The organism is Rheinheimera mangrovi (assembly GCF_003990335.1).
GTDB lineage: Bacteria > Pseudomonadota > Gammaproteobacteria > Enterobacterales > Alteromonadaceae > Pararheinheimera > Pararheinheimera mangrovi.
Genome location: NZ_CP034683.1, coordinates 3,129,147 through 3,145,227, shown reverse-complemented (window position 1 = coordinate 3,145,227; position 16,081 = coordinate 3,129,147). Strand labels below are relative to the sequence as shown.

Annotated in this window: 15 protein-coding genes; 10 read left to right on the top strand and 5 right to left on the bottom strand. The window is 46.7% G+C overall.

Going from position 1 to position 16,081, the window contains the following annotated elements; genetic code table 11:
* Position 1 precedes the first annotated feature (1 nt).
* The 3 genes from EK374_RS20785 (at position 2) to EK374_RS14135 (ending at position 3,072) form a co-directional block, all read left to right on the top strand.
* Positions 2-403: a diguanylate cyclase domain-containing protein gene (locus EK374_RS20785; RefSeq protein ID WP_206099210.1), complete on the top strand. Its 402-nt coding sequence runs from the start codon at positions 2-4 to the stop codon at positions 401-403.
* A gap of 31 nt (positions 404-434) precedes the next feature.
* A complete protein-coding gene (locus EK374_RS14140; protein ID WP_127024900.1) occupies positions 435-773 on the top strand; it encodes a hypothetical protein in 339 nt (112 codons plus the stop codon).
* Positions 774-906: 133 nt separating this feature from the next.
* Positions 907-3,072 (top strand): TonB-dependent siderophore receptor, encoded by a 2,166-nt coding sequence (locus EK374_RS14135; RefSeq protein WP_127024897.1) that lies wholly within the window; start codon positions 907-909, stop codon positions 3,070-3,072.
* 120 nt (positions 3,073-3,192) lie between these two features.
* On the opposite strand, the gene fusA is transcribed toward EK374_RS14135, so the two are convergent.
* The 3 genes from fusA to EK374_RS14120 all read right to left on the bottom strand — a co-directional run bounded on the left by fusA (position 3,193) and on the right by EK374_RS14120 (position 7,069).
* Positions 3,193-5,298 carry an elongation factor G gene (fusA, locus tag EK374_RS14130; protein WP_456095381.1) on the bottom strand — a complete coding sequence of 702 codons (2,106 nt, stop codon included), beginning with the start codon at positions 5,296-5,298 and terminating at the stop codon, positions 3,193-3,195.
* Between the two features lie 402 nt (positions 5,299-5,700).
* Positions 5,701-6,753 carry an alkene reductase gene (locus tag EK374_RS14125; protein ID WP_127024891.1) on the bottom strand — a complete coding sequence of 351 codons (1,053 nt, stop codon included), beginning with the start codon at positions 6,751-6,753 and terminating at the stop codon, positions 5,701-5,703.
* A 10-nt stretch (positions 6,754-6,763) separates the two neighbouring features.
* Positions 6,764-7,069: an ArsR/SmtB family transcription factor gene (locus tag EK374_RS14120; protein ID WP_127024888.1), complete on the bottom strand. Its 306-nt coding sequence runs from the start codon at positions 7,067-7,069 to the stop codon at positions 6,764-6,766.
* Between the two features lie 291 nt (positions 7,070-7,360).
* Here EK374_RS14120 and EK374_RS14115 point away from each other — a divergent pair, with 291 nt between their 5' ends.
* Positions 7,361-7,843 carry a fasciclin domain-containing protein gene (locus EK374_RS14115; RefSeq protein WP_127024885.1) on the top strand — a complete coding sequence of 161 codons (483 nt, stop codon included), beginning with the start codon at positions 7,361-7,363 and terminating at the stop codon, positions 7,841-7,843.
* 120 nt (positions 7,844-7,963) lie between these two features.
* Entirely contained in the window at positions 7,964-8,944 is a 981-nt protein-coding gene (locus EK374_RS14110) for a DUF481 domain-containing protein (protein WP_127024882.1), read from the top strand.
* Positions 8,945-9,104: 160 nt separating this feature from the next.
* On the opposite strand, the gene EK374_RS14105 is transcribed toward EK374_RS14110, so the two are convergent.
* Positions 9,105-10,910, bottom strand: a complete 1,806-nt coding sequence (locus tag EK374_RS14105) for a S8 family serine peptidase (RefSeq protein ID WP_127024880.1) — start codon at positions 10,908-10,910, stop codon at positions 9,105-9,107.
* A gap of 288 nt (positions 10,911-11,198) precedes the next feature.
* Complete coding sequence (locus tag EK374_RS14100) at positions 11,199-12,185, bottom strand: LLM class flavin-dependent oxidoreductase (protein ID WP_127024877.1); 987 nt, start codon at positions 12,183-12,185, stop codon at positions 11,199-11,201.
* A 232-nt stretch (positions 12,186-12,417) separates the two neighbouring features.
* On the opposite strand from EK374_RS14100, the gene EK374_RS14095 reads away from it, so the two are divergent.
* The 5 genes from EK374_RS14095 to EK374_RS14075 all read left to right on the top strand — a co-directional run bounded on the left by EK374_RS14095 (position 12,418) and on the right by EK374_RS14075 (position 16,039).
* Positions 12,418-13,686, top strand: a complete 1,269-nt coding sequence (locus EK374_RS14095) for an MgtC/SapB family protein (RefSeq protein WP_233280259.1) — start codon at positions 12,418-12,420, stop codon at positions 13,684-13,686.
* Positions 13,687-13,778: 92 nt separating this feature from the next.
* Entirely contained in the window at positions 13,779-14,333 is a 555-nt protein-coding gene (locus EK374_RS14090; RefSeq protein WP_127024874.1) for a cytochrome b, read from the top strand.
* A gap of 59 nt (positions 14,334-14,392) precedes the next feature.
* The gene (locus EK374_RS14085) at positions 14,393-15,325 is read left to right on the top strand and encodes a pseudouridine synthase (protein WP_127024871.1); all 933 of its coding nucleotides are present in this window, start codon (positions 14,393-14,395) and stop codon (positions 15,323-15,325) included.
* Positions 15,325-15,675: a putative quinol monooxygenase gene (locus tag EK374_RS14080; RefSeq protein WP_127024868.1), complete on the top strand. Its 351-nt coding sequence runs from the start codon at positions 15,325-15,327 to the stop codon at positions 15,673-15,675. Before EK374_RS14085 ends, EK374_RS14080 begins: the two co-directional genes overlap by 1 nt.
* Positions 15,676-15,790: 115 nt before the next feature.
* Positions 15,791-16,039 carry a DUF2798 domain-containing protein gene (locus EK374_RS14075; protein WP_127024865.1) on the top strand — a complete coding sequence of 83 codons (249 nt, stop codon included), beginning with the start codon at positions 15,791-15,793 and terminating at the stop codon, positions 16,037-16,039.
* The last annotated feature ends 42 nt before the right edge of the window (positions 16,040-16,081 follow it).

The window sequence follows — 16,081 nt, the reverse complement described above, 5'->3', positions numbered from 1 at the left end:
GATGTTTATTGATGTTGATAAATTTAAGAGTATTAACGACAGCCATGGTCATGATGTGGGTGACAGGGTACTGTTGACCGTAGCAAACCGGTTAAAATCCTTTATCCGGGATGGTGATATGGTGAGCCGCTGGGGCGGCGATGAATTTGTGTGCCTGCTGCTTGAAGTAAAGCACGAAGACGATGTGTTGCGCCTTGCCAGCAGGTTAATTCAGCGAGTTGCGCAAGGGGTAGAGGTGAGTGGTCAGACGCTGCATATAAAAATCAGTGTAGATATTGCGTTGTGTCCGTCTGACGGTGACACTGCGGATCTTCTTATCAAACACGCAGATAAGGCAATGTATAAAGCCAAAGGTACAGCGCAGCGGGTGGCGTTGTTCCGGCAGTTGAATACGCCTGATTAAACAGACAGAACATAAATAAAAAGCAGGAAAGATGGATAATTTAGTGCTGGATGTCAGCTTTCGTTTTCGTCAGTTAAACAAAATGCAGCTACTGACATTGTGTCGCGAACTTGAGAGGGTTTCATATTCTGAACACTCAGCCAATGAAGTTAACCTGAAGCCCCATAGCTTCGAAGCTTTGGTCGAACTTACTGCTTCCAATCTTGATGCCATCAACATGTTTTATGTGCGCCAGGGCCTGAATGTCAGCAACTGCGACATTTTTGTCAGCGTAAAAGCAACTGATGCAACAGGCTTTACGCTGCCCGCCATAGTGAATCAAATGCTAAAACACATTGATTGCCCTCTGAGTTTTTCTATAGGCACTTAAAGGTTCTGAATTGAGAGCAGTTGCTGCTTGCTCTGTGGTTTAACTGCATTCAAACAAGAATAGTTCTTAATTACTTTGCAATTGAGAGTCGTTTGCATTTAAAATTCAGGCACTGTATTCAAAGGAAAGTGCCATGTCATTGTTTAAACTCCATAAAATATCCTTAGTTGCTTTGGCTGTTGCCACAAGTTGTTATTCTGCAGCCTTGCTGGCAGATGACAGTAAAGCCGCCGACGAAAAAGAAATCGAAGTGATCACGGTAAAAAGCCAGCGTGGTTTAATTTCTTATGTCAGCGCATCAGGTGCGAAGTCAGACACTCCTATTATCGAAACTCCGTTGTCTGTGTCTGTACTGACCGAAGAGCGTATTGCTGATTTAGGCGCGCTGACGGTTCAGGATGCTTTGGGTTATGTGTCGGGTTTATACAATGGCCCTTATGGTTTGGATACCCGTGGTGACTGGTCTGTGATCCGTGGTGTGTCGCCGGTGCAGTATCTGGATGGTCTGAAGTCCTTGTTTGGTTATTACAACAATGTGCGCACCGAGCCTTTTGGCTTATCGCAAATTGAAATTCTCAAAGGCCCAAGTTCAGTGCTGTATGGACAGGGTTCTATTGGCGGTATCGTTAATTTAGTCAGCAAAAAACCTGAAGCTGCCACCAGCGGTCAGTTATGGGCACAGTTGGGTAACTATTCACGTAAACAACTGGCTGGTGATATTACCGGCTCGCTGAATGACGATGAAACACTGCAAGGCCGTTTAGTGGGGGTTTGGCGCGACAGTGATACTCAGACAGACTTTGTGCCGGATAACAGCAAAGCCTTAGCGCCGTCTTTTAGCTGGCAAGCCAGTGACGACACTAAAGTAACGGTGCTTGGCAACTGGCAGGAAAAAGAATCCGGCTCCAGCACGCAGTTTTTCCCGCATCAGGGCACTATTTTGCCCAATGAGTTTGGCCAGATCCCAAGCAGCCGTTTTGTCTCCGAACCAGGTTTTGACCGTTATGACACAAAACAACAAGCCGCAACTGTGATTGTTGAACACAATCTGACGGATGATTGGGATTTACGTGTCGCCAGCCGTTACAGTGACAGTCATGCCGATTACGACACTATGTATGGCTGGCCTCCTGTGTTGCAGGCAGACAACCGTACTATTTCCCGTGTGGCTTATGTCAGTAACGCCGATGCACGTTCTATAACCAGCGACGCTCAGTTGCATGGCGATGTACAAACAGGTGCAGTGGAACATCAGTTGGTGATGGGTTTTGATTATCAAAATGCCTACACCGACAATGACTCATTTTATTCGCCTACTGGTGGTGGTTTGCTGGACTTATACAACCCTGTGTATGGTCAGGTGACCAATTTGCCAACAGATGCTGATGTGACTGATTATGCTGCCACCAAGGTGTATCAGAGTGGTCTGTATCTGCAGGACAATATGAAAATTGCCGATAGCTGGATGGTCTCTGCGGCGTTACGCCGTGACCGCACTGTCAGCCGCACTGAAAGAGCTGAGGCAGAATCTCAGTACGCTACTACGGGTCGTCTGGGCCTGATGTATCTGATGGATGGCGGCGTTTCGCCTTATATCAGCTATAGCGAGTCCTTTGAACCGCTGCTGGGCACTGACGCATATGGTAAAGCCTTTAAACCTCAAACCGGTGAGCAGTGGGAAGCTGGTGTGAAATACCAGCCTGACAATACAGAACATCTGTTAACAGCTGCTATCTATCAAATTAAAGAGCAAAACCGCACTACCACTTTATCGGCAGACCAGATGAATGACGAAGGGCTGATTGATCCCAATGGCCAAATTCAGGGCGGGGAAGTTACAGCGAAAGGTGTGGAGCTGGAAGCTCAGCTGGCATGGCAGCAACTGGATATTTATGCCAGCTATGCCTATACCGACGCTTATGTCAGCCAAAGTAATACACTAGGTGAAGAAGGTGCAGATTTATCTGCAGTGCCGGAACAACAAGCCTCAGTTTGGGCGACCTGGCGTTTGGCTATGGTCGATGGAATGAAAGTGGGTGGTGGTGTGCGTCATGTAGGGAAAACATCGGATGGCAGCGCATATGTCGCCATGAATGGTGTGGTGTTAAACGACCCGCTGACCACTCCTTCTTACACCTTGCTGGATGCCATGTTGGGTTATGAAATGGGGGCGTACGATGTAAGTTTGCAGGTGCAAAACCTTACGGACAAAACAGTGATCACCTCCTGCCTGAATCGTGGGGATTGTTTCTACGGTCAGCGCCGCTCTGTCAGTGCAAACCTGCGTTACAAGTTCTGATCTTTACACTGACGTTATTCCTGTGTAAAACCCCGGATATATCCGGGGTTTTATTTTTGCCCGTATAAAAAAAGCCCCGCGGTTACACCAGCGGGGCTTTGTTTATGCTCTAGCGGCTAATTAGTTCTTAGCAGCTGCAGCTTTCTTTTCTTTCTCTTTTGCAATCACAGTGTCAGCCACGTTTTGTGGACATGGAGCGTAGTGAGAGAATTCCATAGAGAACTGACCACGGCCAGAAGTCATAGTACGCAGTGTAGAGATGTAACCGAACATCTCAGACAGTGGTACGTCGCCTTTGATACGTACGCCAGTTACGCCAGCTTCCTGACCAGAAATCATGCCACGACGACGGTTTAAGTCACCGATCACATCACCGACGTGATCTTCAGGTGTGAAGACGTCAACTTTCATGATTGGTTCTAACAGCTGTGCGCCAGCTTTAGGCATAGATTGACGGAAAGCACCTTTGGCAGCGATTTCGAACGCGATGGCTGATGAGTCAACTGCGTGGAAACCACCGTCGAATACTTCAACTTCAACGTCTAATACCGGGAAGCCAGCCAGAGTACCGGTTGACATCATAGACTCGAAGCCTTTTTCTATGGCAGGCATAAATTCTTTTGGAACGCTACCACCAACTACTGTTGATTTGAAAGCAAAGCCTGAGTTTGGCTCACCCGGACGAATGCGGTAGTCGATTTTACCGTACTGACCTGAACCACCAGATTGCTTCTTGTGGGTGTAGCTGTCTTCAATTTCACGAGTAATCGTTTCGCGGTAAGCAACCTGAGGCTGGCCTACAACTAATTCAACACCGTAAGTACGTTTTAAGATATCTACTTTGATGTCTAAGTGCAGTTCACCCATACCTTTGAGGATGGTTTCGCCTGAATCCGGATCTGTTTCAACACGGAAGGTTGGATCTTCAGCCACCATCTTACCTATAGCGATACCCATCTTCTCAACAGAACCTTTATCTTTTGGTGTAACAGAGATAGAGATTACCGGCTCTGGGAAAATCATTGGTTCTAAAGTACAAGGTACTTTAGGATCACACAAAGTGTGACCAGTCTGGGTGTTGTTCTTCAGACCTACCAGCGCGATAATGTCACCGGCCTGAGCTGTCGTCAGGTCGGTACGGTCGTTTGCGTTCATCTCAACCATACGGCCGATACGTTCGGTTTTACCTGTGAATGAGTTCAGCAGGGTATCACCCTTGTTCAGAACACCAGAGTAAATACGGATAAAGGTCAGGGCGCCGAAACGGTCATCCATGATCTTGAACGCTAATGCGCGGAACGGCTCGTCAGCAGAAACGATAGCGAATTCGCCAGTCTCGTTACCTTCTTCGTCAGTCAGCGGCTGTGGATTTACTTCAGTCGGGGACGGTAAGTAATCAACAACAGCGTCTAACAGTAATTGCATACCTTTGTTTTTAAAGGCTGAACCACAGTAAGTTGGGAAGAATGCCAGTTCACGTGTACCTTTACGGATACAAGCTTTGACTTGTTCCACAGTCGGCATTTCGCCTTCCATGTATGCCATTAACAGGTCGTCGTCTTGCTCAACAGCTGTTTCGATCAGCTGTTCACGGTACATAGCCACATCGTCAGCCATATCTGCTGGGATATCTACTACTTTGTAGTTTTCTGGCTGGCCAGAGTCATCCCACACAAAAGCTTTTTCAGACAGCAGGTCAACCACACCAACGAAGGTATCTTCGCGGCCGATTGGCAGAGTCATGATTAATGGCTGAGCGCCCAGAACGTTTTTCACCTGTTCAGTTACACGGATGAAATCAGCACCGATACGGTCCAGTTTGTTTACGAAAATCAGACGAGATACTTTCGCGTCGTTCGCATAACGCCAGTTAGTTTCTGACTGAGGTTCAACACCGCCAGAACCACAGAATACACCGATACCACCGTCTAATACTTTCAGAGAACGGTACACTTCAACTGTGAAGTCAACGTGTCCTGGTGTATCGATAACGTTGAAGCGGTGACCTTTCCAGAAACAGGTAACAGCTGCTGACTGGATAGTAATACCACGCTCAGCTTCTTGCACCATGAAGTCAGTGGTCGATTCACCTTCGTGAACTTCACCTATCTTATGGATTTTACCGGTCAGTTTCAGGATACGCTCGGTAGTAGTTGTTTTGCCGGCATCAACGTGGGCGAAGATACCAATGTTTCTGTATAAGGATAAATCTGCTGACATAGTCATCTCGATAAGCTAGGGTTTGAAAATAGTGCGACAATATACAGGAAATTATTCCAATTTGCCCGAAAAAAAATCAGCGAGATCTTCGGTTTTTTCACTAGCGCCGTCAACTGCATTTTTATGAAGTTTCTGAGTAGTGAAACAACAGCTGATAAATCTTCTGCCCGCTCTTTGGGTTCCACTCTGTTCACCAGCGAAAAGTACCACTGCAGCTACGCCATTCTTCATATCATGTGGCATAGGCTGGCTAAGTCGTATTGCTTCGGCAGGGACCGAAGTGCCGGTACTCAGCATAGAACAGCTTTGGTGTATCTGAACTTTTCGGTCAGGTAGTGACGCTGCTCTATATAAGCAAAGGCCAGAGGTGAAGCTGGCCTTGGTTTTTATCTGAGCTGAAGAGCTGGTTTAGCCTAAAGCTGGGTAGTCTGTGTAACCTACCGGGCCTTTGCCATAAAATAGCTCTGGTCGTGGCTGGTTTAATGGTGCATCGGTTTCCAGGCGTTTCGGTAAATCCGGGTTGGCAATAAACGGAATACCAAAGGCGATAGCGTCGGCTTTGCCTTCTGCTAACCATGCATTGGCTTCTGCTTTGCTGAATTTTTCATTCGCAATCACAGAGCCACCAAACAGCTGTTTAATCAGTGGTGTAATGCTGTCTTCTGCCGGATGTTCGCGGGTAGAGATAAAAGCAATACCACGTTTGCCCAGTTCAGTGGCTACATAACCAAAAGTAGCGGTGCGGTTCGAATCGCCCATATCGTGAGCGTCCATACGAGGTGCTAAATGCATGGCGACTCTGTCTTTACCCCAGACGTCGATACAAGCGTCTGTGATTTCCAGCATTAAACGGGCGCGGTTTTCTACAGAACCACCGTATTCGTCATCACGTAAGTTGGTGCTGTCCTGCAGGAATTGGTCAAGCAAGTAACCATTGGCACCGTGGATCAACACTCCGTCAAAACCTGCAGCTTTGGCATTGACTGCACCCAGGCGGAAAGCTTCAACAACGTCTTTAATTTCGCTTAAAGTTAAAGCCCGCGGCTCTTCATAGTTTTTCATTGGACGTACCAGACTAACATGGCCGGCCGGGCGCAACGCACTGGGTGCTACAGGTTTTTCGCCCGCTAAATAACTAGGATCAGAAATGCGGCCTACATGCCACAGCTGCAGGAAAATACGGCTGCCCGCTTTGTGTACTGCATCTGTCACCAATTTCCAGCCTTCAGTCTGAGCTTCAGACCAAATACCTGGTGTATCAGGGTAGCCGACACCCATAGGGGTCACTGCTGTGGCCTCGGATAAAATCAAACCTGCGCCGCTGCGCTGGGTATAGTATTCAGCCATCATGGCGTTAGGCACTCGGCCTTCGTCAGCACGGCAACGGGTTAAAGGCGCCATGACAATACGGTTTTTCAGGGTTAAATCACCCAGGGTGATGGCATCAAATAAAGTTGGCATCTGTAACTCCTCAAAGTTGATCATTTAAACGCGCCAGAAACTGTTGAATCACTTCTTCATTGCGCGAGAAAAAATTCCACTGGCCTACTTTTTTGCTACTGATAAAACCAGCACGTTGCAAGGTGGCCAGGTGGGCGGATACGGTGGACTGAGACAAACCGGTTTTTTGGTCGATTTTGCCGGCACATACACCAAAACTCAGTGAGTGTTCCTGATCGGCAAAATAGACTTCAGGTTGTTTCAGCCAGTTTAAAATATCCCGTCGCACTGGGTGAGACAGGGCTTTGATCATGTCGTCGAGTTCTGCAGAGCTCATCGTTTAATCCATATTTATATATCGCGATAAAGCGAAATGTATATCGTAAAAGTTCGATATGCAACTTTTATTTTGTTCCAACCGGTACATTAGGCTGGTGCGAGCTGTAAACAGAACAAAACAGCACAGTATAAGTGCATCAATAGCCTGAATAATCGTTCTGATTTTTATGCCGTACTACGGCATTTTTCTGTTCAGGTTCACAGAAATTAAACAAATATAGTTTTGATCTTTTTAAGGATGAACTGCGTTTCTAGTGTGGGTTTTATCTTCAACAAAAAGGATATCAGTATGAAATTTCGCTCATTATTGAATTTAACTGTACTCTCTGCAGCTTTAGTGGTCAGCGCTGCATCTTACGCTTCAGCCAAGGCTGATATTGTCGATACAGCAGTGGCGGCAGGCAGCTTTAATACGCTGGTCACTGCTGTTAAAGCGGCAGATTTGGTCGATACCTTAAAAGGCACTGGCCCGTTTACTGTGTTTGCACCCAATGACGCGGCCTTTGCCAAAGTTCTAGCAGCAGATTTACAAGCTCTGTTAAAGGACAAAGCAGCCCTGGGGAAAGTACTGACTTACCATGTGGTGGCAGGGAAGGTGATGGCGTCTGATGTCGTGAAGTTAACTTCAGCTAAAACAGTACAAGGGCAGGAGCTAACCATTGCAGTGAAAGATGGTGTGGTTTATGTCGATGGCGCTAAGGTGATCACTACTGATATTGAAACCAGTAATGGCGTTATTCATGTGATTGACTCTGTTGTATTGCCAAAATAATCCTGCCTCAAGCGCAAAAGGAGCCATTGGCTCCTTTTCTTTTTGCCCATACTGCATCTGGCCATCTGCTGTTAAACTGAATCCATCCCTTTTTATTATGATTATTCAAGGAAGAGGTCTTTGGTTAAAACATTCATGCTTGTCGTTGGCTTTTGGTGTAGTTTTTGTTATGCGTCAACAGGACAAAACGCTGTTATATGGATGAAAAATGGTGACAGGCTGACAGGCACTATTACTCAACAGGATAAAGACATTGTATTTTTAAATCTGCCTTATTCGGGGCAGGTGCAACTACCCAGAATTCAGATAGAGCGTATTGAACAACAAGAGGTAGCTCCCACTACCGTAGCCATGGAACCTCAAACTCTGATGGTTGAAAATCAAGCCGTACAGCACTTGAGTGTGGATTTAACCGCAGGAAAAAAACGCAGTAGTAGCAGTACGGATAACTTAGGCTTTAAAACAGCCTTTGAGCAACGCGACGAGGCGATGCGGTTGACCTTTGATGGTAAATACGATTACGAAACCAGTAATTCACTGAAAAAAACTCATAAGTACCTGCTTAATCCCGGCGCTGACTATTTTTTCCAGTCTCAACTGTTCTGGCGCAATAAAGTGGATTATTCACATGACTTTATGGCGTCTGATTACAAAAATCTCGATCTGAGTTCAGGTCTGGGCTACAGCTTGTACGATACAACAGAGCTACGGGTTGAATTTATCGCTTTGGCTGGTTTAAAACGCACTTACTTTAAAGAAACCGACGGGCTTGAGCTGTTTCTCGGTGACAGACAAAGTCTGGATTTTCGTCATCTGCAGCTGGAGTGGGACCTGCGCTACTTGTGGCCGGGCAGCAGCTTAGAGGTATTTAGTGAAGGCAGTTATTTAAAGCCTGTGAATCAGCCGGTGCAGTACATTGAATTTAATCAGGAAATCAATCTGAGTTCAGGTGTGCATTATTACCTGACTGAGCGTATTCGTTTGTCATTTTCAGTGGATTTAGATTGGTCAAAAATTGATGTGGTACTGCCGCAATACGAAGGACTTTCAGTAGACAGCCGCGATTTACATCAAAAACTCAGCATAGGTGCTAAGTTCTGAAATTGCGGTCAGAGAAAAGGTTCTCTCTGACCTAAATGTAGCCAAAGTAATTGGAGTTGCAGTGGGGTGACAAGAGCGTGAGACCCCAGGAGCATAGTGACCTATGCTCCTGGGGCGAGAGTACGCAGTCAACAAAACTGCAGCTTCAAGTACTAAGGGTTTACAGACTGATAGAAGTGCTGGCACTACACTTGGTGGTGCTTGCCGCTTCACAGACTTTATAACTGTAACTGCCACGGTTTAATGGGCCGTCGCGGTGAGCGCCGTCATTGGTTGTGGTCAGGATCTTCACGTTGTTGCGGTACAAGTCGACTGAACTTGTGGTCGCACTTGCCCAGTTCAGGTCAACATAACGTTTACCTTTGCTGGAGATCGCTTGTAATGTCAGGCTGATACCAGGAGTGGTAGTGCCACCATCACAACCGTTTGTCGTCAGGTATTGATGCGCAGCCGCAGCCTGCACTATACCGTAACCGAAGTACACGTCTTTGCCCGCAGCACCTGCATCTTTGGCTGTTGCTTTTAAGGCATTACGGATTTGAGTACCAGTACAGCTTGGGTGATTTGACCAAACCAGAGCCGCAATACCTGATACGGCAGGTGTCGCCATAGAAGTACCGCTCATCAGGCCATAATCACTGGTGCCAATGTTGATGGACGCTGTGGTTGCTGCCAGCAGGGCAGTTCTGTCTTCAAAAGCTGCACCTACAGCAGGGATGGATGTAGTGTTGGCAGAACCTTCACCTAAAGTACCGTACAACATGCCGGCTGTGTTATTGATGAGCACAGCGCCGACACCACCAGAGTTCTGACAGTTTTTCACTTTGTCATGGAAAGAGATCACACCACGGTCAATCATACAGATCTTACCGGCAGCACCTGAGTTTACCGTTTCTGCTGTGCCCATAAAAAAGGTGGCAGCGCTGGCAGAACCAGGGTTTTCCATAGCAGAAGTTGCAAAAGGAGTGCCGTTAGCACTTAAAGTCGCGCTGGTGGCCATGTCGGCCGGGTAGGTAGATAAGGTATCCACACCACCAGCTGTAGCTTCCACACAAATGGTTTCATCGGTTTTCCCTTGTGAAGTACAGCTTGGGAACTGAGAGAAATCCGCAATATTGTTGTTATTGTCGTTGGCACCTATCATCATGACTGAAGGGTAGCCAGCAGGGTAAGAGCGGACGTTGTTACCGTCGTTACCTGCAGCAGCTATGACTAAACCACCAGCATCGGTAAAGGTTTTAAAGGCGTTTGATTCTGTGGTATTGGCGCCGCCGCCACCTAAACTCATGCTGATAATGTCAGAGCCTGCGTTTTTACATTTTTGCGCTGCGTACGCCAGGTCTGAAGAGTAACCCCAACCTTCAGCGTTAAATACTTTGATAATGTGCATAGGCACGCTTGGAGCCATACCAATTACACCTATACCGTTATCTGCTGCGCCTATGGTACCTGCCACGTGAGTGCCGTGTGGGCCACCGTTGAGGTTCCAGTTGCCTGTGCCTGAGTCGTTGTCGCCTGTGATGCTACCCCAGTTAAAATCAGGGTTTGACTGGTCTAAACCTGAGTCGATGACACAGACTTTAATGCCTGCGCCCGGGTTAAATTGCACCTGATTGGCCTGAGATTGATATACGGCATAAGGCGTGATTTGTTGTTGCATAGGATCACCAGCGTCGTCATTAAATAACGCCATTGGTTTACGAACAAAATCTTCTTCAACCAGTTTGATATGAGGGTTCTTCAAAATACCTTTAATTTCATCTACCGATTTGCCATTAAACTGAGCGGCGATAAAACCATCTGCATCCACTTTGACTTCGCCACCCAGCTGTTTTGTTAATGCTGTGATAATACCTTTGTTAGCATTGTCGACCTGAATAATGACCCTGTCTGCAGCTGCCACAGTGGTGCAGCCTAAAGCCATTAAAGTAGCGAATGAAATTTTGTTTAACTTACTGATTTTCATTGAGTTGTTCCCGTTGCTTATTATTATGTTCTCCACTGCGCCTATTCATCTCTTGTGCTTTTGTCGCAGTAATTTGGAGTCTTGTCGCATTCTTGCTGTGTATCAGCAACTTCTAAATGCCATTTTTTGCTATGGGAAATCAATCAAGTCATTAAATTTTGTTTTCAGATGTAATTAAATGTAATCGGTAGCATGTATAGCAATTTGTACGAAAAGTGACTGCAGACCGCTTAGACTGGAAGAAAAGCAAGCGATCTGAGAAATGTAAAAAACTACTCAATTGCAGGACTAATCAGCAATCAGCTCTGCCGCAATTTTAAAACTCTTTTGCCGGGCTTTTGGGTCGTGCATCATGGCTGTCAGCATCAACTCGTCCGGTTGATGTTCTGCGATAAAATTCAAGATACCTTGTTTTACTTCAGCCGGGTTGCCTATTACAGAGCAGGCCAGAGCTTTTTCCACATAGGCTTTTTCATGCGCTTGCCAAATCTGATCCATATCCCCGACTGGCGCAGGCAATAAACCTGGTACGCCCCTGACTAAATTGACAAATTGCTGCTGAGGCGAGGTAAAAAGCCGATGAGCCTCTGCCGTGGTATCTGCCGCAAATACATTCAGCGCCAGCATCAGATAAGGTTTATCCAGTTGAGCGGACGGCTTAAACTCTTTGCGATATAAAGCAGCGGCCTGTTCCATCATGGCTGGTGCAAAATGAGAGGCAAATGCATAAGGTAAACCCATATGAGCCGCCAACTGAGCACCATATAAACTGGAACCTAAAATCCATAAAGGTACATTCAGGTTTTGTCCTGGTACAGCTTGTACCGCCTGATTGGGTTTCACAGGGCCAAAATACTGTTGCAACTCAAGGATATCGCTTGGGAACTGATCTTCAGTTTCCATGCGGTTACGGCGTAAAGCCCGTGCCGTGATCTGATCACTGCCTGGCGCTCGACCTAACCCCAGGTCAATGCGGTTGGGGTACAAAGTGGCCAAAGTGCCAAATTGTTCAGCAATAACCAAAGGCGAATGATTTGGCAGCATAATACCGCCGGCCCCTAAACGGATGCGTGAAGTGGCGGCTGCTAAGTGGCTGATCAGTAAAGACGTTGCCGCACTGGCAATACCCGGCATATTGTGATGCTCAGCCAGCCAGTAGCGCTGGTAGCCCAAGTCGTCTGCCTGTTGGGCCAGGGCTTTACTGTTGGCAAAACTATCACTAATAGTGCTGCCTGAAGGGACAGGGGCTAAATCTAAAATAGAAAAAGGGATCATCAGTGCTCCGCTATGCTGTAAATGTCTGCATTCAATACCACTTGGTATAAAACTAACAGGGCAATGGGTGCGCGGCTATATAGATTCAAGAGCAGTGCTGTATTTAGTCAGATTTTACCGCTGAGTGCGCTGTTTTTTGCGACAGGCATAAGCAAGTTGAACTGGGATTGCGACAGATCAATAGCGTAAAGAAAAATTCAGCTATGCTGGGATCAACTTACTAAGACGATGAATGATGACTGGATTTGACGTAACACTGGCTCAGAACTTTTTGATTGCGCTGCTGATAGGCGCTTTGGTCGGGATTGAGCGGGAAAAACATAAAAACAATAATCACCCCGGATCTTTTGCCGGGCTACGTACTTATATTTTGTTTGCGCAGCTAGGAGCCGTCAGCGCCTGGTTATCGGTGTTTTTGCAAACGCCCTGGTTGTTTATCGCGGCTTTAGCAGCAGTGTCTGTGATCGTGCTGAGCTCTTATTATCTGGAGAACAAAACCCACGCTGTGGCTTTAGGTTTAACCAGCGAATTGTCTGCAATTACAGTGTGTTTATTAGGTGGCGCTGTGATTTTCGGTTTTGCCGAAATAGCAGTATCTCTGGCTATTCTGACGTCGGCTATTCTGGCGTTTCGTGAGCCTTTGCACGGCTTGGTCAGTAAAATTGGTGCTGATGATCTCTATGCTGGTCTGAAGCTGTTGATAGCCAGCTTTATCGTGCTGCCCTTGTTACCCAATGAAGCTGTCGATCCCTGGCAGGCGCTGAATCCTTATAAACTCTGGCTGCTGGTGATTTTAATCTCAGCTTTGTCCTTAGTGGGTTACATCGCGGTACGATTTTTGGGGTCAGTGAAAGGCACTATGATCACGGCCGTGACAGGTGGCCTGGTGTCGTCTACCGCTATGACCTTAAGTTTTGCCCGCAGCAGTAAAATAGAAACGGACAGCGGTGCTGCCAACAGGTTAGCTGCAGGTATTTTAGTGTCCTGGCTGGTGATGTTTGGCCGGGTTTTATTAATTGTCACTGCGGTTTCGGTGCCTTTAATGCAACAATTAGTCTGGCCTTTGCTGGGGTTGGCGGTGTTAACTGCGGTCTTTGCGCTGGTGTTTTTTCTGGCAGGACACAGGCTGCAAGCTGTGTCTGCAGCCGATGTGCCTGTGACTAATCCTTTTAGCTTATGGTCAGCCATTCAATTTGCTTTGCTTTTTGCGCTGGTGTTGCTGCTGGTGAAGTTGGCTGAACATTATGCACCAGGTCAGGGCTTGTATTGGTTAGCCGCTTTGGCGGGTTTAACGGATGTCGATGCCATTAGTTTGTCATTAGCCGATTATGCCGGTCGCAGTCAGGCGGTTGATTCAGCAGTCACAGCCATAGCTATTGCTATCTTAAGTAATTCACTGGTGAAAACAGCCATGGTATGGGTAGCAGGTACCCGAACTCTGGCCTTACGTATAAGTGCAGCCATGCTGGTGCTTGGTCTGGCAGGACTGTTGTTTTTTTAGTTAAATGCAAAGGTCTTCAATACGTAAAGCCTCAGCTTGTCTTAAGTTTAGGCTGGCAGAATGACAATAAATTTTTAAACACAGAGGTGGTTATGCCGGTTTCTCAACAAAGCTACAGCAACTGGATGGTCCGTTTGCATTGGCTGACAGTGCTGTTGATTATTGCTATTTACGCCAGTATTGAATTCAGAGGTATTTTTGAAAAAGGCACAGCAGAGCGTGATTTCATCAAAGAGGTGCATTTTGTGCTGGGGTTAAGCTTGTGGTTGATTACCTTGCTGCGTCTGGTGGTGCGGCGTTTTAGTGTTATCCCAGCAATAGAACCGGCGCCCTCTGCTCTGGCTATTAAAATTTCTGGCCTGATGCATCTGGCACTTTATGGCTTTTTACTGCTGATGCCTTTACTAGGATGGCTGATATTAAGTGCTGGCGATAAAGTGATTCCGTTCTGGGGTTTTCAGTTGCCAGCACTGATAGGGCCGGATCCGGATTTGGCGGGGTCCATGAAAGAAATCCATGAGGTGCTGGGTACAGCTGGTTATGTGCTTATTGCAGTCCATACTTTGGGCGCGCTGGCGCATCATTACCGATTAAAAGACAATACCTTAAAACGTATGTTGCCCGGTTTATTTGGTCAGAAAAGCTAAAACTGGTTGACGAGGATCGTTGAAAGGTTTTAACTCTTGGCCCTCTTTAGCGAGGGCCTATGAGTAAAGCAAAGCAAGCTTCCGAAATTACCTTGCCTCCCAAAGATCTGGGCTGGGGCACTGTGCTGCATTTTCTGATTGAGAAATTCAGCCGTATCGACGCTGCTATTTGGCGACAGCGGGTAGCGGATGGCAAAGTGCATTGGTTTGGTGGTGACGTGATCCATGCCAATACTGCCTTTTTACCCAGCCGCAGAGTCTGTTATTACCGTGAAGTGGTCGCTGAACCTTCAATTCCTTTTGCCCATCAGATTATTTATCAGGACCAGCATACAGTTGTCGCCTGCAAACCGCATTTTTTACCTGTGACACCGGGGGGCGAATTCGTCAATGAATGTCTGCTGGAGCGTGTAAAGAGGGATACCGGATTGCAAGATGTTGTAGCAGTGCACAGATTAGACAAAGAAACTGCAGGTTTGGTGTTGTTTTCGGTCAATAGTCAAAGCCGTCCTTTGTATTATCAGTTGTTTGCTGATGGCAAAATCCAAAAAAGTTATCAGGCGGTGGCGAAATTATCTGAAGTACAGCAACACATGCAGCTACCACAGCACTGGCAGGTAAAAAACCGGCTGGAAAAATCTACGCCAGCATTTTTAATGCAGCAAGTGGAAGGGGAGGTCAATGCATTTTCCAGCCTGAGCCTGGTCGATAAAAGGGCCGACCTTGGGTTATTTGAATTAAGCCCCCATACGGGAAAAACGCATCAGCTTCGCTTGCATATGTTGTCTTTGGGTTGCCCTATTTTATTTGATAAATACTACCCACACTTGTTGCCAAAACAGTCAGGGCAGCAGTTGGATTTCACACAGCCTTTGCAATTGCTGGCAAAAAGCTTAAGTTTTACTGATCCAGCCACTGGATTGGAGCATCAATTTGAATCAAGCCGTCAGCTGCAAAGCTGGCCTGTACCTAACGGATCTAAGGAAAACTAATGTCTAAAAAAGTCTATTGCATAGCCCAGTTTTTACCTAAGCCAGGCAAAGAAGCTGAACTCTTTAAAGTGCTGCAAGGTTTAGAGGCCAATACCCTACGTGAAGATGCCTGCCTGCAGTACAGAGTTACCCGTCATATTCCAAGCCCTTTTGCCGAAGGTAAAAGTTTTCCTATTGTCTTTAACGAAATTTGGGCTGATATGCAAAGCTTTGAAGCTCATTGCCAGCGCAATGAAATTAAAGACTTTTTCCAGACCTATTGCGTCGCTGAAACCGGATTGGCGGCAGACTGGAATGTCTGTGTTTACACCGATGAGCCAGAAAACTTTGATGCTCCAAAATTGGTGTAACAGGATCAAACTGAGCTGGCGTTATCTTTTAATGGCAGATCCTGCTGCTTTGCTGTGCGATGCCCAAATGTAGCCTGAAAGCTGTAAACACGTTCTTACTAGGGTGAGTGCCGAGATGTCAAAACCTGTATTTAAAAAACTGCCAGCCCGTTCTATGGCTTATGTCATGCCGCTGATTTTATCCATTATCATGAGCTGTATTGTGTCTTTGATCAGTACATTGAAAAGCACAGGCTTTAGTGGATTTGAACTGCCTGTCTGGTTCGGAGCCTGGGGGTTGTCCTGGGTGGTGGCTTATCCGGTGTTGCTGTTGATCCTGCCCTTTGTGCGCAAGCTGACCGCCTTGATTGTTGAAACTCATTAAGCAAATAAAAAAGCCGGTTTTGACACCGGCTTCAATAGTCGA